This window comes from Oryzophilus luti (genome assembly GCF_059726245.1).
Window position 1 is genome coordinate 1,056,016 of sequence record NZ_AP040874.1, and the last position, 17,755, is coordinate 1,073,770.

The 17,755-nt window shown below is 61.1% G+C and carries 12 protein-coding genes; 7 read left to right on the forward strand and 5 right to left on the reverse strand.

The window, feature by feature from the left end:
• Positions 1–56 precede the first annotated feature (56 nt).
• Positions 57–1,907 carry a bifunctional homocysteine S-methyltransferase/methylenetetrahydrofolate reductase gene (locus AC6IZO_RS04585; protein WP_497808437.1) on the reverse strand — a complete coding sequence of 617 codons (1,851 nt, stop codon included), beginning with the start codon at positions 1,905–1,907 and terminating at the stop codon, positions 57–59.
• A 131-nt stretch (positions 1,908–2,038) separates the two neighbouring features.
• On the opposite strand from AC6IZO_RS04585, the gene AC6IZO_RS04590 reads away from it, so the two are divergent.
• Positions 2,039–3,325, forward strand: a complete 1,287-nt coding sequence (locus AC6IZO_RS04590) for a YncE family protein (protein ID WP_497808439.1) — start codon at positions 2,039–2,041, stop codon at positions 3,323–3,325.
• A 74-nt stretch (positions 3,326–3,399) separates the two neighbouring features.
• Here AC6IZO_RS04590 and AC6IZO_RS04595 read toward each other — a convergent pair whose 3' ends face one another.
• A complete protein-coding gene (locus AC6IZO_RS04595) occupies positions 3,400–5,904 on the reverse strand; it encodes a penicillin acylase family protein (protein ID WP_497808441.1) in 2,505 nt (834 codons plus the stop codon).
• A gap of 160 nt (positions 5,905–6,064) precedes the next feature.
• Between AC6IZO_RS04595 and AC6IZO_RS04600 the strand changes: the two genes are divergently transcribed.
• Together AC6IZO_RS04600 and AC6IZO_RS04605 are read left to right on the forward strand one after the other, a co-directional pair.
• On the forward strand, positions 6,065–7,144 hold the full coding sequence (locus AC6IZO_RS04600; RefSeq protein ID WP_497808443.1) for a deoxyhypusine synthase family protein: 1,080 nt from the start codon (positions 6,065–6,067) through the stop codon (positions 7,142–7,144).
• Between the two features lie 101 nt (positions 7,145–7,245).
• Positions 7,246–8,355, forward strand: a complete 1,110-nt coding sequence (locus AC6IZO_RS04605) for an acyltransferase family protein (protein ID WP_497808445.1) — start codon at positions 7,246–7,248, stop codon at positions 8,353–8,355.
• A gap of 86 nt (positions 8,356–8,441) precedes the next feature.
• Here AC6IZO_RS04605 and AC6IZO_RS04610 read toward each other — a convergent pair whose 3' ends face one another.
• Together AC6IZO_RS04610 and AC6IZO_RS04615 are read right to left on the reverse strand one after the other, a co-directional pair.
• Positions 8,442–8,999 (reverse strand): pyruvoyl-dependent arginine decarboxylase, encoded by a 558-nt coding sequence (locus AC6IZO_RS04610; RefSeq protein ID WP_497808447.1) that lies wholly within the window; start codon positions 8,997–8,999, stop codon positions 8,442–8,444.
• Between the two features lie 129 nt (positions 9,000–9,128).
• Positions 9,129–10,034 (reverse strand): LysR family transcriptional regulator, encoded by a 906-nt coding sequence (locus AC6IZO_RS04615; RefSeq protein ID WP_497808449.1) that lies wholly within the window; start codon positions 10,032–10,034, stop codon positions 9,129–9,131.
• 223 nt (positions 10,035–10,257) lie between these two features.
• On the opposite strand from AC6IZO_RS04615, the gene glnA reads away from it, so the two are divergent.
• Positions 10,258–11,685 carry a type I glutamate--ammonia ligase gene (gene glnA / locus AC6IZO_RS04620; RefSeq protein WP_497808451.1) on the forward strand — a complete coding sequence of 476 codons (1,428 nt, stop codon included), beginning with the start codon at positions 10,258–10,260 and terminating at the stop codon, positions 11,683–11,685.
• Between the two features lie 431 nt (positions 11,686–12,116).
• Here the strand turns inward: glnA and AC6IZO_RS04625 are convergent, their stop codons facing one another.
• Complete coding sequence (locus AC6IZO_RS04625; RefSeq protein ID WP_497808453.1) at positions 12,117–12,524, reverse strand: hypothetical protein; 408 nt, start codon at positions 12,522–12,524, stop codon at positions 12,117–12,119.
• 147 nt (positions 12,525–12,671) lie between these two features.
• Here AC6IZO_RS04625 and AC6IZO_RS04630 point away from each other — a divergent pair, with 147 nt between their 5' ends.
• The 3 genes from AC6IZO_RS04630 (at position 12,672) to AC6IZO_RS04640 (ending at position 17,710) form a co-directional block, all read left to right on the forward strand.
• Positions 12,672–14,108 carry a tetratricopeptide repeat protein gene (locus AC6IZO_RS04630; protein ID WP_497808455.1) on the forward strand — a complete coding sequence of 479 codons (1,437 nt, stop codon included), beginning with the start codon at positions 12,672–12,674 and terminating at the stop codon, positions 14,106–14,108.
• 179 nt (positions 14,109–14,287) lie between these two features.
• A complete protein-coding gene (locus tag AC6IZO_RS04635; protein WP_497808457.1) occupies positions 14,288–15,130 on the forward strand; it encodes a DmsE family decaheme c-type cytochrome in 843 nt (280 codons plus the stop codon).
• A gap of 15 nt (positions 15,131–15,145) precedes the next feature.
• Positions 15,146–17,710 carry a hypothetical protein gene (locus AC6IZO_RS04640; RefSeq protein ID WP_497808459.1) on the forward strand — a complete coding sequence of 855 codons (2,565 nt, stop codon included), beginning with the start codon at positions 15,146–15,148 and terminating at the stop codon, positions 17,708–17,710.
• Positions 17,711–17,755: the final 45 nt, after the last annotated feature.

The following is a 17,755-nucleotide window of genomic DNA, read 5'->3' on the forward strand; positions in this document are numbered from 1 at the left end:
AAAAACGAAAGCCCCAGCTCGAATGAACCGGGGCTTTCGGGGAGAGTTGGACGGGTTTACAGGTTTGCTTTCTTCTCTGAGCCGAGGACTTCGAGCACATCAACGGCGGCGGAGAATTTGCCGAACGGGGCACTGACTTGAGCGCCCTGCACCATGCCGCAGACCTCGTGCAGCATTTCGCGCGCGATGGCCACGCCTTCGGCGCGAGCGGCGTCGGCATTAGCGGCCTTGCCCATGCGCTCAATGATCTGGTCCGGCACGCTGACGCGCAGCTCGTTCTTCATGAACTCCGCGTTGCGCGCGCTGGTGAGCGGCCAGATGCCGGCCAGCACGGGAATGCGGAACTGCTCAACGCGTTTCAGAAACTGCTCAAGCAGCTTCAGGTCAAAGACCGGCTGGGTTACGGCGTAGTCGGCACCGGCTTCTACCTTGAATGCGAAGCGGCGAACCTCCTCGTCGATATTGGGCAGGCCCGGGTTGGCACCCACGCCGATGACGAAGCGGGTGGCCGCGCCAATAGCGTTTCCGCCGAGATCAACACCGTGGTTCAGGTTGTTAACCAGGTTCACAAGGCCGATGGAATCGACGTCAAAGACGGCCGTCGCGTCCGGATAATTGCCGAGCTTTGGCGGGTCTCCGGTGATGCAGATAATGTCATGCAGCCCGAGCGCGCAGGCTCCCAGCAGGTCGCTCTGCATGCTGAGCACGTTGCGGTCACGGCAGGTGTAGTGCAGGATCGGCGTGATGCCGACCTCGCGCTGGATGAGCGTGCACAGCGCCTGGTTGCTCATGCGGGCCGAGGCGCGCGGGCTGTCCGGAATGTTGACGGCGTCGACGCCCACTGATTTCAGATAGCGCGCGGCGTCAAGTTCCTTGGCCGGATTGATGCCCTTGGGCGGTACCACCTCAACCATGGTGACGAACTCGCGTGCGGCCAGCTTGCGGCCCAGTTCGGTGCGCTTGGCCAACGGCGTGGATTCCACCTTGTGGTCGGCGCTGACGCTGGCCACCGGATAGCTGGAAACACGCGCGTCGCCGGCGCGCAGTGCGGACTTCATGGCGCGGATGTGCTCGGGGGTGGTGCCGCAGCAGCCGCCCACCAGCGTGGCGCCGGCGGCAATGAACTTGCGCGCGTAGCTCGCCATGTATTCCGGCGAGCAGAGATAGATGTTGCGGCCTTCCACGTTGCGCGGCATGCCGGCATTGGGCTGCGCGGCAATCGGCAGATGAGTAGCGTGGCTGATGCGTTCCACCGCGTCCAGCATGGCCACCGGCCCGACCGAGCAATTGCAGCCAAGCACGTCAACGCCGAAGCCGGAGATGCGTGCGGCGTACTGCTCGGGTTCGCTGCCGTCAAGACAGTTGCCCTCGTCGTCAATGGTGACCTGCGCGACGATAGGGAGCTGCGGGGCAACGTCCTTGGCCGCCAGCACAGCCTGCTGCAACTCGTTGACGTGGCCAAAGGTTTCAAGGATCAGCAGGTCGACGCCACCTTCGGCAAGGGCCTTGATCTGCTGGGCAAAAATCGCGCGGGCTTCGTCGCGGCCAATCTTTCCCAGAGGCTCAATGCGTGTGCCGAGCGGGCCAACCGAACCGGCGACGAAAATGTCTTCGCCTGCGGCCTGCCGGGCTAGTTGCGCTCCGGCGCGGTTGATTTCTTCAACCTTGTCGAGGAAGCCGTGGCGTCCGAGGCGAACGGCGTTGGCGCCGAAGGTGTTGGTCTCGATAATCTCGGCACCGGCCTTCACATATTCCTGGTGCAGATCGAGAATCAACTCCGGTTGCGACAGGTTCAGCTCGTCGTAACATCGGTTGATGAAGACGCCCTTGGCATAAAGCAGGGTGCCCATGGCTCCATCGCAAAGAATGGGGCCCTTCTTAAGTCGCGCTTTGAAATCGCGTGTCATGGTAAATTGCTGCCGCCACAAGTGGTTTGCAAGCACAATAGCACATTGCGGTAAACGGGGGCGCACACGCCTCGCCGGATGTTATACTCGGTTGATTCCATATGACTTGTTCTGTCGGTTCCGGAGCCAGTGTGAAGAAATTTGTCGTTGCGTTCCTCGTGTCGGCTGCCGCTCTGCTCAGCGGCTGCGGTAATAGCAGCAGCAGTTCCAGTAGTTCGGCCAGCCTGAAGAACCGTGTGTTCGTCAGCAACTACTACTACGGAGTCATGGACGTCATCGACTCCAAGAATGACAAGATCTCTTCCAGCACCATTTCCACGTCGACCAACCCTGAGCAGCTCTACAGCTCGGCGGACGGAAACCTGACGATGGTTTACAACTACGGCAGCCCGGGCGTGACCGTAATTGTGAACAAGACGCAGGCCGTGAACCTGACGGTGTCGTTCTCTCACTGGACCGACAGCATCGCCTTTGCGGGTGACAACCGGACCGGCTTTGCCGCCATCCGGAACCAGTCGATGCCAAACAGCCGTCCGGATGGTGCGGTGCGAGTGTTCAACTACAACGACAACTCGATCTCCACCTTTATTCCGGTGGCCGCCGCCCGCTATGTGGCCGTGGACCATACCGGCAAGCACCTGATGATCTTCAGCGACCAGCCCAACAACACCGGCTCGACGCCGCTGAAGTGGGACGCCTACTGGGTGGACCTGACCACGGTTGATTACACGCAGACCGTTGAGGACAAGGCGACCAAGCTGGCGATGGTTGACTCCGGCAGCAACGCGGTTTCGCTCAACGCGCCTGTGGACGCCATCTTCTCCGCCGATGACAGTAAGGTTTACATCCTGAACTGCGGCACTGAGTGCGGCGGCAGCAGTGCGGCGAGCGTAGTGGAGTATACGGTTGCCACCGGTGTGGCTCGCACGTTGCTCTCGGGTGGCGCATGGGGCGCACGCAAGGGCCTGCTGTATGACTCGAACACGCTGTGGCTGGTCGGTTCGCCGAACGGCACCAGCGCGGCGGGTGTTGCTGTACCGATCGATCTTTCCACCTTTACCGCGGGCACGCCGCTCGCGATCAGTGGTGGTAACAAGGTGATGCTGCGCAACCTGAACAACAAGATATTTGTCGGCTCCACCAGCTGCCTGTCCACGGACACGAGCTGCCTGGCGGTCATCGACCCGACGACCAAGACCGTCACATTCGGCACGCCACTGGCGAGCCTGGTGACAACGCCTCCGGGCGACGTGACGGGTGCAACCTACCTGCCGTCGCGCGGCATGTACTACGTCATCGAAAACGGGCAGCTCTGCCTGTACAACGCGAGCTTCCAGCAGCAGTACGTGGAGAACTTCGACATCGTCGGCAAGCTCTACGACGCGCTCTGGGTGAAGGACGCGGACGCCGACCAGTAAACGGTGCGGCGGTTTTAGATACAGCAAGGGCGGCCATGCGGCCGCCCTTCGCATTTGCCTTCACGCTGCGCGAATCAGCGCGGCTGAAGCACCAGTCTGTGCATTGCGGATTTCTGCACCGCAGCGTCCGACCACGGCAGGCGGAAGGTCGTGCCCTTGTACCACGCGCTCCACTGGTCGTTGAAGTTGGGGCTATCGACAGCACCGGACTGTCCGTTGACGATGTTCAGCGTGCTCTGGTCGAAGTTCGCGAAGTCGATGGTCATGCGCTCGGAGGGGCCAAAGCTGCGGCCCACCTGCTTGACCGTCAGGCCGTCGCCCGACTGCGGCTGCTCGCCGGTGGAGAACCAATGGCGCAGCAGCGGCAGGCTGCCGAATATCTGGTGAGAGACCTTGACCTTGAAGACATCGCCGTACTTCCACGCGGCCAGGTTCTTAGGCGCGGGCTGGAGTGCGCTTTCAACGGCGGCTGTCAGCAGCGCGTCCCAGTTGGGGTAGCCCGGCGGCAGCCAGTTGGCCGGGCGGTCCTTGAAGAGATGCTCCTGCCACGCGGCTTCCATGTACCAGTGGTATTGCTTTGCGCCGTCCGGGCCAAGCTTGGCCTCCAGCACCATGCGCCGCAGTTCGCGCCGGGCGGAGTACTCAATGGCCGCGGCCGTGGAGTTGGTTGTCATGCGTCCGTCAAAGCGCCGCAAGTACTCGACGGCGCGTCGGGCGCGGTCGGAGGCCGCTGGCGTGCGCTCAATGGCATAGGCAAACTGCTTGGCCGCCAGTTGATCGAGCGCCGAATAGACATCCGTCTGGAGTGCCAGCATGTCCTCGCGGGTCAGCTTCTTGCCTTGGTGCAGCACGTCATAAATGCGCTGAGTGCGGTTGCCGGATCCCCAAGACTTCGTGATGAGGTACGGATAGCTCTCGGGGATGACGCGTCCGTTCGCGGTACCGATGACGCCGGAGGGCGGGTTGAAGACGCGCGGCATCTCGTCGAAGGGGAGATAGCCGGTCCATTCGTGCGCGTCGTCTGTGCCGCTGACGGGCAGGGTGCCGTCGCCAGCCTTGCGGATGGGAACAAAGCCGGTGGCCTGATATCCGATGTTGCCATCCACGTCGGCGTAGACCACGTTCTGCCCCGGCGCGCCAAAGTGCGAGAACGCTGTACGGAACTCCTGCCAGTTGGCGGCGCGGTTCACGTCGAAGAAGACCCAGTTGACCACGTTGCCGTCGTGCGCGCTCCAGCGCAAAGCAAGCTGACGCGTTTCGCCCTTCAGAATGGGAGTGATGATGGGGCCGTGGCGCGTCTCCAACACGTCGAGCATGACGTCTTTGTGCTTTTTGACGTGGATGACCTCGTGGCGGACCGTGGGCTTCTGCCAGCCGGTGGGTGTGCGGTATTCGCCTTGCGCGTTGAACTCTTCGATGTAGAGGTCTTCAACATCTGGGCCAAGGTTCGTGAAGCCCCACGCGATGCGGTCATTGTGTCCCACGATAACGCCGGGCATGCCGGGCAGGGTGACGCCCGCCACGTTGTAGCCGCCGCCGCTCAACTTGGCCTCGTACCAGGTGTTCGGAATGGAGAGCGGCAGGTGCATGTCATTGGCCAGCAGCGGACGCCCGCTGGCAGTCTGCGCGCCGCTCACCACCCAGTTGTTGGAGCCGGGGCGCAAGGCCATGTCGTCCTGCGCGAAGGCAGTTTTGTGGACGGCGGCTTCGGTCGGGCCAAACGCAGCGCCGAGCGGCAGGTGCTTCACCTGTGGCGGGACGGGGCGGGCAACCGGGTGCGGCGAGAGAGTCTTGGGAATTTCCTGCTTCCTGTAGCGCTCAACGTCTGATCCAGGCGGGATATCCCGGTCGGAGCGCTCTGGGTAGAGGTCGGCGGTCAACTCCGGCCCGAGGCGCGAGGAGACGTATTCACGGCTCAACTCGGTCTCGTACTCGCCGTCGTTGAGCATCTGAACCATGACGGCCGCCACAAGGAATGAATCCTCAACCGTCCAGGCGCGAGGGAAGTAGCGAAGCACGCGGAACTCGAGCGGCAGCGTGTAGTGGTGCTCCTCGATGTAGGCATTCACGCCGCGTGCGTAAGCCTCAAAGTAGGCGCGGTCGCGGTCGCTCAGGTGAGCCACGGCGCCGTCGGCAATTTTGCGGAGGCCGAGGATGCGCTGTTTCTTGTCGAGCGCGAGCATCTGCGCTGGAGTGTCGCCGGGCAGGTCGCCAAGGGCGGCGGAAAGTTCACCGGCGGCGTAACGGCGCAGCATGTCCATCTGCCAGAGGCGGTCCTGCGCGGTCACGTAGCCCTGGGCGAAGAACAGGTCCTCGGCGGATTGTGCCTTCATGTACGGCACGCCCTGCTGGTCGCGCAGAACCTCCACGGGGGCCTTCAGGCCGGAGAGCGAGAGGGAGCCATCGATCTGTGGCAGGGCCACCAGCGCGGCGTTGCGGGCCCAGAAGACGCCTGCCGCAGCCACGAGCACCGCGATCACCAGCACGGCAAGCAGCGTGCGCCAGACCCAGCGCCAGCCGGAGCGAGCCGGCTTGGCCATTGCGGAAGGGGGAAGTGTCGATTCGTTCATGTCCGTCATGGGTGCCCGAATTGTACAACCCTCACGCCTGCCGGGACATAGCTTCTCCGCGCGCGCGTGGGTTGGGCCGCTTGACTCTGCCGGACGCAGAATTTACGCTGACTATTCGGACTGTAATCCAGAGACTAGGCGCGCCGTTGCGGCGCGCGCGAGGTGAATTGTGAACAACTGCCACGGTAACGCTGACGGCTCCGGCATCGAACGCGAGCTGCACGATCCGATTTCCGACAAGCTCGTTGCGCTTGAACCCCTTGACCTGAGCAAGGTCATCACCATTGACGACCTGGTGCGCGCCATGGGCCGCACGGCCTTTACTGGCCGCCAGGTTGGCATTGCCGCCGACGTGCTGGAAGCGATGGCCCGCGATAAGGATTGCTTCGTCGTGATGACGCTCTCCGGCGCCATGACGGTGGCCAAGCAGGGCCTGATTGTGACCGAGCTGGTCGACCGAGGCATCGTCAAGGCCATCGTCTCCACCGGCGCGCTGATGGCGCACGGACTGGTGGAGGCCGCAGGCAAGTCTCACTTTGTGTGGGACGAGAAGCTGGATGACGTGGAACTGTACGAGGCGGGCTACAACCGCGTGTATGACACGCTGGAGCCGGAGACGAACCTGAACTTCGTCGAGGGCATCGTGGCCGAGATCCTTGAGCAGTGGGACGCCACCGAGATTGTCTGCTCCTACAAGATCAACCAGCGCATCGGCAAATACCTGAGCGAGCACATTGACGGACGGGGTATCCTGCGTTCGGCCTACGAGAAGAACGTGCCGGTATTCGTGCCCGCCTTCACGGACAGCGAACTCGGTCTGGACGTGGCACTGCACAACCGCAAGCGCGCCAAGCAGGGCCGCCAGCTTCTGCAGTTCAACCCATTCCTCGACCTGGAGCACTTCACCGAGACCCTGCTGCCGCAGGAGCGCCTGGGCATCTTCACTCTGGGCGGCGGCGTGCCGCGCAACTGGGCGCAGCAGTTCGGCCCGTACATCGAACTTCGCCACCGTCGCGGCGGGGAGGAACTGCCGCTGAAGCGCTACCACTACGGCCTGCGCATCTGTCCGGAGCCTGTGCAGTGGGGCGGCCTGAGCGGCTGCCCGTACTCGGAAGGCGTCTCCTGGGGCAAGTTCGTTCCGCCGGAGGAAGGCGGCAAGTACGGCGAGCTGCTGCTGGACGCCACCGTGGGCCTGCCGCTGGTGGCTGGCGCGGTGCTCGAGCGCCTGAATAAGAATCCCGCAAAGTAATACGGTTACGCTTGGAAAAGAGGGCTGTCATTCATGGGCAGCCCTCTTTTAATTTTCCACTCCAAGGGAAGAACTCAACCTCGGAGGCCCAAAGGATCGTCATGCGTCATGTTCCGTCCCTTGATTCATTGCGGGGAATCGCTGTTCTTCTGGTTATGGTTCACCATTTTGTAGGGAACAGCCAAGGGACGCTGATCGACACCATCGCCAGTAACTTCGCGGAGGTTGGGTGGACGGGGGTGGAGCTGTTCTTTGTGCTCTCCGGCTATCTCATCACCAGCATTCTTTGGGACACCAAGGGAACTTCCCGCTTCTTTCTGAATTTCTACGGACGGCGGACGGTCCGAATCTTCCCCTTGTATTACGGGTTCCTCTGCATCTTCCTTGTATTGCTTCCCGCGCTGCACCTGCCGCAATTGCAGAAGCTCAACGTGCTCCAACAGAATCAGGTGTGGCTCTGGACCTATTGCTCGAACCTGCTTGTGAGCTTCACGAATGATTGGCAGGGGCTGCGTCCGATCACACACATCTGGTCGCTGGCCATTGAAGAGCAGTTCTACTTGGTCTGGCCACTGTTGGTGTTCCTGCTGGACCGCAAGTGGCTGATTCGCGTTTGCCTGTTTCTGATGGTTTTCTGCCCGCTGCTACGTGCCGGGATGACCGCCACGACGGCCTATGTCTTTACCCCGGCCCGGCTTGATTCGCTGGCGCTAGGGGCGTTGCTGGCGCTTCTGCCGCGTGAATACTTCGTTCGTTTTTGGAAGCCCCTGGCAATTCTGGCAGCCGCCGCGCTGGTAGCCATCGTTGCCTGGCGATCCCATCTAGCGAACTCGGATCTCATGATCGTGGCCTTCGCCATCACACCGCTGTCGATGCTGTTCGCGACCGCTGTGGGCTGTGCCGTTCATCTTCCGGCCGCTTCCCAAAAGCTTGATATTGCATGGCTGCGCTTCTTCGGCAAATACAGCTACGGACTGTACATTTTCCATATGCCAGTCTCGATTGTTCTGAACGAGAAGCTTTCCCGTTGGCATCTTCATGCAGGTCCGGTGGCGTTGCCGCTGGGAATCGTACGGTTCGCGATTGGCACAGGGATCACGGTCGTGCTGGCACTGCTCAGCTATCACCTGTATGAGAAGCACTGGCTCGCTCTGAAGCGTTACTTCGAACCCCAGCGCTTGCAGGCTCCGGCAGAGAGCCTGGCGGACTGACCGCATCGCTTCTGAGAACTGCGCACGCGCATAGCAAAAGCCCCGGAAGGCTCCGGGGCTTTGTGAACTTCAGGGGTGCCCAGCGACTATTCGAAAATGAAGATGGCTGCGGCGATGGTGGTCGTCCACAGGCCCTTCTTGTCGCCTACGGCGCTCTGCGTGATGTTCGCGGTGCGCACGATCTTGTTCGAGAGCCGATAGACTTCTTTCTTTTCGTCCCAGCTCTTGTCGGGGTCAAATTCCACGTCAAGCGTGGTTGCGAGCATTTCGGCTGCAAGTTCCTCAGCATAATCGCCGGCGACTTTTTCAACCTCGCCGAAGCTGTGGTGTTCGCTGAGGTAGCCGTAGGTGGTGCGGTCCGCCGGCAATGCCACGCCGATGCTGGAAGCGATCAGGCGATGCGGCTCGCGGGTGGAGTTTTCCGCCACGACGGCGAAGACAACTTCACCGGGGGCTAGAAATTTGTGGCCCTCGGCTCGGGGAATGAGCTTGCAGTTGGGCGGGAAGATGGACGAAACCCGCACCAGGTTGTGGGCGGCGATGCCGGCGTCCCGCAACGCCAGCTCAAACGATGTCAGGCGCTCCTTGTGCCTCCCCACCCCTTTGGTGAGGAAGATGCGCTTGGGGACCATGTCTTTGGCCAATTCTTTTCAGTCCTCCAGACAGAGAAAAACGCACCAATCTGAATTTTGGCGGCAATAGAAAAAGTAAATGAAAATCACCCTCGACGCAATCCGGTTTTGGGTAAAACTTTTCGACCGGGCGGGGCTGGCTCAGGATTGGGAAGCAGCGGCCTTCGGCGTCTTGAGCTTGACTGTGATGTCGATGAAGGTGAGCGCGGCCCGGCTGAGTGCCTTATCCTTGCGGAAGACCAGCGCGAGATCGCGACGGACGTTGACGCCCACTGGATGCAGACGCACGATCATACCCAGTTTTACGTCGCTTTCCGCATTGCTGCTGGCAATGAAGCCGACGCCGACGTCAGCGCTGACGAAAGCTTTCAGCAGTTCGCTGGAGTCCAACTCCATCGAGACATTCGGGCGCAGGTTTTCGTCCTCGAATAGTTTGTTGATCGAATCGCGCGTGCGGCCCAGCTTGGGGAGCAGCACGGGATATTTCACGATGTCGGTCATGCGCACCTTGTCGAGCTTGGTGAGCGGATGGTTGGGCGCCACAATCAGCGCCAGCTCGTCGCGATGGATGAGGACCGTGGAGAGGCGCTTGTCATTCACCGGCAGGGCCACCACGCCGAAGTCGGCCGTGTTGTCGTTGATCGCTTCCAGCACCTCGCGCGATTCCGACCTCTGCACGGTGATGGCGACCTCGGGGTAGGCCTTCTTGAATTCTGCGAACACTTCGGGCAGTACGTGCAGGCAGGTACCTTCGTTGGCGGCCACCACAATTTCACCGCGGGGCACGCGCTCCATCTCCTGCATGCTGTTCAGCACCTGGCGGCGCGCATCCAGCGTTTCCTCGCAGTAGGCGACAAAGACTTTGCCCGGAGCCGTGACGCTCACCTTGCCGCCGGTGCGATCCAGCAGGCGCACGCCCACTTCTTCTTCCAGTGCTCGAATCTGGGCGGAAATCGCCGGCTGCGTGCGGAACCTGCGTTCAGCCGCGCGCGAGAAGCTCAGGTGACGGGCAACTTCGAGAAATGTCTCCAACTGATCGAAATCCATCGCTTCAACCCGGACACGGAATGACGGCTAGGAGAACACCATACCACGCGCCGTGCCTCTGTGCTGCCCAGCGCACCTACTTGTTCACGGAATGTTCAGTGTACCCCCACAAAGAGCGCGTGAAAATCGCTTTTCCACTCGCGGATTGGTGCACAATGGTCTATCTTCGTCAGTCGAGCCACACGGCAATTCGCATTCAGCCCACGCGGCAACAGGAGCAGCTATGAGCACCAATGGCAAGGGCGATCCCAAGGCAGTTCTGGAGTTCGCCAAGCAGAACGGCGTGCAGATGGTCGATGTCCGCTTCACGGACCTTCCCGGCCTTCAGCACCACGTGTCCTACCCCATCAGCCAGTTGAGCGAAGATTCCTTCACCGACGGGTTCGGCATGGACGGCTCCTCGATTCGCGGCTGGGCCGCCATCCACGAGAGCGACATGCTCCTCATCCCCGACCCGGCCACCTACGCGATGGACCCGTTCGCGGAAATTCCGACCATGATTATCACCGCCGAGGTGATTGACCCGGTCACCAAGCAGCGCTATGACCGCGATCCGCGCTACATCGCCAAGAAGGCCGAGCTGTACCTGAACTCCACCGGGTTGGCGGACACCGCGTACTTCGGCGCCGAGGCCGAGTTCTTCATCTTCGACAACATCCGCTTTGACCAGACGCCGAACCACGGCTTCTACTTCATCGACGCCGAGGAAGGGCGCTGGAACTCCGGCCGCAAGGAAGAGAACCTCGGCTACCGCCCGCGCTACAAGGAAGGCTACTTCCCGGTGCCGCCCACCGACCACTACCAGGACCTGCGCAGCGAGATGGTGATGACCATGCAGGCGTGCGGGCTGGAGGTGGAGTGCCACCATCACGAAGTGGCCACCGGCGGACAGACCGAAATCGATCTCAAATACAACTCGCTGGTGCGCTCGGCGGACGCGATGATGCTTTACAAATACATCGTCAAGAACACCGCGAACCAGTACGGCAAGACCGTGACCTTCATGCCCAAGCCGCTCTTCCAGGACAATGGCAGCGGCATGCACTGCCATCAGTCTTTGTGGAAGGATGGCAAGCCTCTGTTTGCAGGCGACCTCTATGCGGGGCTGTCGCAGATGGCGCTCTGGTACATCGGCGGACTGATCAAGCACGGGCCAGCGCTCTCGGCGCTGATTGCACCCACCACGAACAGCTACAAGCGCCTTGTGCCGGGTTTTGAAGCGCCGGTGAACCTGGCGTACTCGCGGCGCAACCGCTCGGCTGCGTGCCGTATCCCGATGTATTCGGCCTCGCCCAAGGCCAAGCGTGTAGAGTTCCGTCCGCCGGACCCGAGCTGCAACCCGTACCTGGCCTTCGCGGCCATGCTGATGGCGGGCTTGGACGGCATCGAGAACAAAATTGATCCCGGCCAGCCGCTCGACAAGGACATCTACGACCTGGCGCCGGAGGAATTGCGCAAGGTGCCGTCGATGCCCGGCTCGCTGGAGGGTGCGCTGGACGCGCTCGACGCCGACCACCAGTTCCTGCTCAAAGGGGACGTCTTCACCGAAGACTTGCTCTCCACCTACATTGAGTACAAACGTGAGAAGGAAGTGGACGCATTGCGTCTGCGTCCGCACCCATACGAGTTCCACATGTACTACGACATCTAGGCAGGCGCGGCCTGCTTATGCCATGAATGACGAAGCCCCGTGCAGACGCGCGGGGCTTCGCATTTGGCAGGGAATCCGGTCGCGAGAATGAGCTGGCGTGCTGCTCGCGATGCGTCGCGCTGAGCGAAGCCTCTGCTTCCAACTCGCGTTTCTTATTCCTATGACTAGTAACTAACTTGAGTCATGAAATCTGGAGTGAGTAGGAGAGTAAGTTGCCATTTGTGGGCATTCGTTCCGTGGAGAGGGAAGCGCAGTGTATGGCAGCGGGCGTCCGAGTGTGGATTCCTGGCGTTGATCGAGAGTGAATGGACGAGAAAGCGCGCCAAATGTGGTTACTGACGTAACCCGGTTCAACGCAGAGTTAAGGGAGAAACGCTTGCAGAAAGAGACGGCGGGCAGGCGGCGGAGAGCTTCATGCGCCTGCCAATTGGTTAGTTGTAGTGGAGCAGATAGCCAGGTTCGAGAGGGAGCTTGCCGTCGATTTTGGCAACCGAGACTGAGCTGCTGATCGAGTAGACGTCCACGATGCCGAGAGCGTTCGGCGTGGAGGCCACGATGCGCAGCACTTCGGCGTCACTGCCGACCACGATCACGGAACGTTTGGCGTGCGCTTCGTTCAGGAACTCCGCGCTCTGCCCCAGCACTTTGCTGGCGAAAACACGGGCTTCGGCGGCATTCGCCGACTTCACAACCAGGACCACGTCCATTTCGCCGATCTTTGCGGGAAGGGTCTTGAACGCTTTGGAGAGAGTCGCCGACTGGAGCGAGCCGAGTTTCGAATTTTTCGAAACCACGACGGCGACGTCCTTCGCGTAGAGCGTAGCGGACGCGGCAATCATCAAAATGAAAACTGCACAAATCTTGAGCAGTGACTTCATGTATAGGCCGCCAAAACTTCTCACAACGGAGTTAAGCACAGAAGTAACGTATCAGACAAGGAAGAATTGTTCACCTGACCGAAGTAATCTGCTACTCTCGCTTCCGTCATGCGAAAACTGTCTCTCATCTTTTTGCTGCTGTGCGCGCTGGTAACAGGTGTGTTCGCGCAGAACGGCAGTGCCCCCCGTTCGCCTCAGGCCGTCCGTCTTTACACCGAAGGACTGCGCCTGCAGCAGGACCGCCGCAGCTATGAGGCCATGCAGAAATGGCGCGAGGCCGTGAAGCTCGATCCGGACCTTGCCCTGGCATGGGCGATGCTGTCGGTGGTTGATCCGGATACGCAGGGCGCTCGTGCCGCGCGCGAGAAGGCCCGCCTGCTGATTGAGAACAAGCCGCAGGTGAATGCCGACGATCTGCTGATCCGCTGGATCATCAGCCGCTCGGAGACCGACATGATGTATTCGATCTCCGTGGCCAATGACCTGGTGACCAAGAATCCGGAGCAGCCGCGCATCCTGTGGACCATCGGATCGTGGTACGGCTTCCAGCTGCACCAGTATTCGCGCGATGCCTCTCTGCAGGAGATGGCGCTGAAGGCGGACCCGAAGTTTGCGCCCGCGCAAGCCGAGCTGGCTTTTTCGTATGCGCATCTGCAGCTTTATGAGCGGGCCGTGAAGGCCAGCACGCGTTATGCGGAGATGCTGCCGAACCAGCCTAACGCCGAAGACGTGCATGCAGAAGTGCTGCGCATGGCCGGCCGCTACGACGAAGCTCTTGCGCACTACCGCAATGCGCTGAAGATTCTGCCGTCGTTTGACTCCGCGCAGCTGGGCATTGCGGACACCTACGCGCTCAAAGGCGACCAGAATGCCGCTCGCACTGAGTATGCGAAGTGCAGCACGTCGCCTTCCTTGAGCACGCGCCTTACCTGCCAGAAGATGGCCATCTACACCTACATCCGCGAGGACAATCTGGCGGAGGCCACAACGCAGCTCAAGGCGTTCAACGAGAAGATGAAGCAGATGAAGCGCATCTCCATGGAAGTGGAAAGCTTCATCACACTGGGGCTGATCAGCAAGGATGCTGACAGCGCCGTGCAGCACTTTGATCAGGCAATCGCCGCTGCGCGAGCCAGCAAGACACTGCCGTCCGCAGACAAGGAAGAAGTCATCGCCCGTACGTTGGCCTACAAGGTGCGCGTAGCTTCCGCCGCGGGGAAGATGGACGTTGCCGCAAAGGCGCAGGCTGAGCTTGATTCCATCGGCTCCAATTCCAAGGACCTGAATGTGGACGCCGCGATGCATGGTGGCCGTGGCGCCCTGCTGGTCTCGCAGAAGAAATATGAGGACGCAACCGCCGAGTTGCAGGAGGACCTGAAGGACGTGTTCTCCATGTCGCTGCTGGTTCACTGTTTTGAAAAGCAGGGACTGAATGACGCGGCGCAGGTGGTTGCCGCGCTTATCCAGAAGCAGCATGGCACTGAAATTTCGTTGTCGATGGTGCAGAAGGAATTCCGGGCCCAGCAGGTGAGCGGTCTGCGGTAGCAGGCCATAAAGCACAGACTGGGACCATTGGGTCGACGGACGCCGCAGTGACACAGAGAGCGTCCGCGAAGTGAAGAAGAGTCGCATCAGGAGTCAGGATGAAATTCCAAGCAAGCCCGAGGCAGTGTAGCGCCTGGGCACTCGCAATCTTACTGATCGTAGCGGCCGCTGGAACGGCCTTGGCGTCGGAGAAGGACAAAGCCGCGTCTCCACAGCAGGGTGCCGTGGGAGTGGCGGGCGCCAAGTACGTTGGCTCGGACCAGTGCAAGATCTGCCACGAAGACCAGGCGCGCATGATGCAGAGCACGCCGCACTACCGCATCTTCAGCGGCGGTGCAGGCACGGTGGGTGCCGAAGGCTGCGAGCACTGCCACGGTGCCGGTTCGGCGCACATCGATGGCGGTGGCGACCGCTCGAAGATCTCCCGCCTCGGCGGAGTGAGGGCGGAAGACATTTCCGCCATCTGCCTGAACTGCCACAAGGACCGCCCAGGCCTGACGAGCTATGCGCGGAGCATGCACTCGCACGCCGGCGTGGCCTGCACGGATTGCCATAAAGTTCACCGCGCAAAGGCCGAGCCGTTGCTCGCCGCGCAGGAGCCGTACGTTTGCTACACCTGCCACCAGGAAGTGAGGGCTGACTTCAACAAGCCGTTCCATCATCGCGTGGAAGAGGGCCTGGTGCGCTGCTCGGATTGCCACAACGTACACGGTTCCAGCGAAAAGCAGCTGCGCAGTGCGCGCAACAAGGATCGCGTCTGCTACCAGTGCCACAGCGACAAGCGCGGGCCGTTTGTCTACGAGCACGAGCCGGTGCGCTCCGAAGGCTGCTCCACCTGCCACACGCCGCACGGCAGCGCCAATGCACACCAGTTGACGCGCTCCAACGTGAACGCCGTTTGCCTGGAGTGCCACAACAACCTTCCGTCGGGGCCGCACCCGCAGAACACTTACCGCCAAAGCTGCACGCTGTGCCATGTTCAGATTCATGGCTCCAACGCCAGCTCGACGTTCATGAAGTAGAGAGGAGGATTGGTGATGAAGAACTGCAAACACACTACGCGCCAAGGCCTCCTGCAGGCTGCCCTCTGGTGCATGGCATCGATGACGGTTCTGGCGGGCTGCGCCGTGGCGCAGATTGAACAGAACGGCCAGGTCTTCGGCAATTACAAATTGCAGCAGACGGTGGAGGTTGGAGGCCGCGTCACGGACGCGAGCGGCAACGGCTCCACCTACAACACGCTGGTGAACCTCCACGACGGGTTGCGCGTGCTGGACCAGAGCCTCTACATGCGCTCGCTCAAGCACAACTCCAACGCTCTGATTGACGAGCTGTACCTGAACAGCTTCGGCTACGGCGGCGACCCGGCGGCGGGCTCGCGGCTGCGCATGAGCAAGAACCGCTGGTATGACCTGAAGGCGGATTTCCGCACCAGCAAATTCTGGTGGGACTACAACACGATGGATCAGCCCTTCAATACAACGGGCGGAACGTTCGTGTGGAACCGCTCTTTACACGCACAGTATCTTCGCCGCAATATGGGAGGCTTTGACCTGACTCTGGCTCCGCAGCACACGTTCTCGCTGCGCCTTGGTTACACGGGCACCAGCACCTCGGGCGAAGCGGATTCGACGCTGCACCAGTACGGCGATCACCCGATCACGCGAGAGGGAGAGTCGCGCCAGGATGAGTACCGCGCTGGCGTCGACTGGCGAGTAGCGCCGCGTACCTTCCTGCGCCTGGACCAGGCCTACGTGCACAATCGGCAGGATTACACGTGGGCATCGTCGTATGTGAGTTTGTATTCGGTGAACACCGCCGCCAGCGGCGGCACGGCTGTTCTTGGCACAGGCGTGCTGAATCCTGGGCTTGCCTACGACCCGAAGTACAACTATCCGTGCAATTCAATCCTGTCCGGCGGTGTGCTGCAGATCGCTAATTGCACAAGTTCGAACGGCGCTTTGCTCAGCTCCTACACCAGTCGCCAGCCGACGACGACGAACATTCCGACCACGGAGCTGTCGTTTACTTCCAACTACTGGGAGAAGCTCGACATTTCGGCTTCGGCGGCCTATACGGACGCGATCAACCGCATGCGCAATAACAACGACACGGCCGTGCCGTACTACCTGCCTACGCAGGTGAAGGCATCGCAGTTGAGCGGCCCTGCCACGATCCATCAGAAGACGGCGAACGCCGAGTTGGGCGCTACGTATCACATTGATGAGGCTTGGAGCGTCACGCAGGAATTTCGTTTCCTGCGCTGGCGTATTCCGGCGGAAGCACTGATGAACACCACGACGTGCTTCGCCAACGGCATCGTCAGCACGCCGACCGATTACGTAAACGCTGGTATTGGCAGCCCTGATGGCAGCGGTACCTGCGGTACGTTGGTAGCGAGCGGGGCCGCGTACGCGGGAACCAGCACCACTGCGGATCTGCGTGCCGTCGGTTCGTATCGCTTCCTGGGCGAGAGCGAGATGGAAGAGAAGACTGCGGTGAGTTGGGAGCCGACCCATCGCGTGGCCGTGCACCTCGGGTACAAGTATGGCAACCGCAAGCTAGAGGCCGAGAGCATGGACACAACGACCTCGACCACGTTCGCGGACAACAGTTCCTCGCGCACGGCAGGCACCTCGGTTGCGGTGACCACGCCGGATACCAAGGACAGCAAGTCGCTGCACGAGCACACCCTGCTGTTGGGCACTGAACTGCGCCCATCGAAAGACTGGCGTGTGAACATGAACTACGACATGACCTATGCGTCGAACAACTTTGTTGCCACGACGCCGAAGGAAGTGCACAAGTTCAAGCTGCGCACCACCTATTCGCTGGAGAAGTACGGCACCCTGGCGGCGAGCGTAAACCTGACCGACAGACAGAATGACACGGTCGCCAGTATCGATGGCGTCAGCGTGTTTCCGTCGGGGGTGACCTCGCCCAAGCACAAGGACTACACCCGCTACTACAGCCTCAGCTATACGGCACAGCCGGTGCATGGCACCAGCCTTGATCTTGGCTGGACGTACAACGACATCTACTCCAAGTCCGGTAACTGCATGCCGCTGACGGCTGGCGTGGTTCCGGATGCGGGGACCATCACCTCATCGAATCCCTACGGCTATGCGGGATGTGTGTACAGCGGCGTCACGCAGACGTCGGTGATGCCTGTGGTCCTCAAGTATCGCCAGATCACCAACACCGCGTATGTGAAGTTGCAGTGGAGGCCGATCCGCCAGTTGCTGTTGATGGGCGGTTACGACATCAGCTCGGGCCAAGGCTATGACCTGTGGACTCGTCCGGATAACGGCGCGCCGCTGCTGGTGCCTGTGGACTCGACGGGGCTGAACGTGATCACAAGCACGACTGGTACCGTGGCCGGCTACGCGCTGGGCCCGAATCCGCGTGTGCCGCTTGGGTCGCTGAACACGATCTGGCAGCGGCCGATGGCGGGCGTGGAGTATGCGTTTACGCGTCAGGTCAGCTTCCGCGGAATCTTCAACAACTACCTCTATCACGACAAGGCCCCGGCGGGCACGCTCGTTGCCCCGCGCGAATTCCGCGTGAACACCGGCACGCTTTCCTTGCTCTATTCGTTCTGATGAAAAGGGAAGTGGAAAGGAAACGGGGCGGCTGCGGCCGCCCCT

What these genes read in the sequence shown, in the direction of transcription:
- AC6IZO_RS04625 (WP_497808453.1), bottom strand. Translation starts at nt 12,524, where the DNA reads ATGATTGCCGCGTCCGCTACGCTCTACGCGAAGGACGTCGCCGTCGTG.
- AC6IZO_RS04605 (WP_497808445.1), top strand. Translation starts at nt 7,246, where the DNA reads ATGCGTCATGTTCCGTCCCTTGATTCATTGCGGGGAATCGCTGTTCTT.
- AC6IZO_RS04640 (WP_497808459.1), top strand. Translation starts at nt 15,146, where the DNA reads ATGAAGAACTGCAAACACACTACGCGCCAAGGCCTCCTGCAGGCTGCC.
- AC6IZO_RS04615 (WP_497808449.1), bottom strand. Translation starts at nt 10,034, where the DNA reads ATGGATTTCGATCAGTTGGAGACATTTCTCGAAGTTGCCCGTCACCTG.
- AC6IZO_RS04630 (WP_497808455.1), top strand. Translation starts at nt 12,672, where the DNA reads ATGCGAAAACTGTCTCTCATCTTTTTGCTGCTGTGCGCGCTGGTAACA.
- AC6IZO_RS04595 (WP_497808441.1), bottom strand. Translation starts at nt 5,904, where the DNA reads ATGACGGACATGAACGAATCGACACTTCCCCCTTCCGCAATGGCCAAG.
- glnA (WP_497808451.1), top strand. Translation starts at nt 10,258, where the DNA reads ATGAGCACCAATGGCAAGGGCGATCCCAAGGCAGTTCTGGAGTTCGCC.
- AC6IZO_RS04585 (WP_497808437.1), bottom strand. Translation starts at nt 1,907, where the DNA reads ATGACACGCGATTTCAAAGCGCGACTTAAGAAGGGCCCCATTCTTTGC.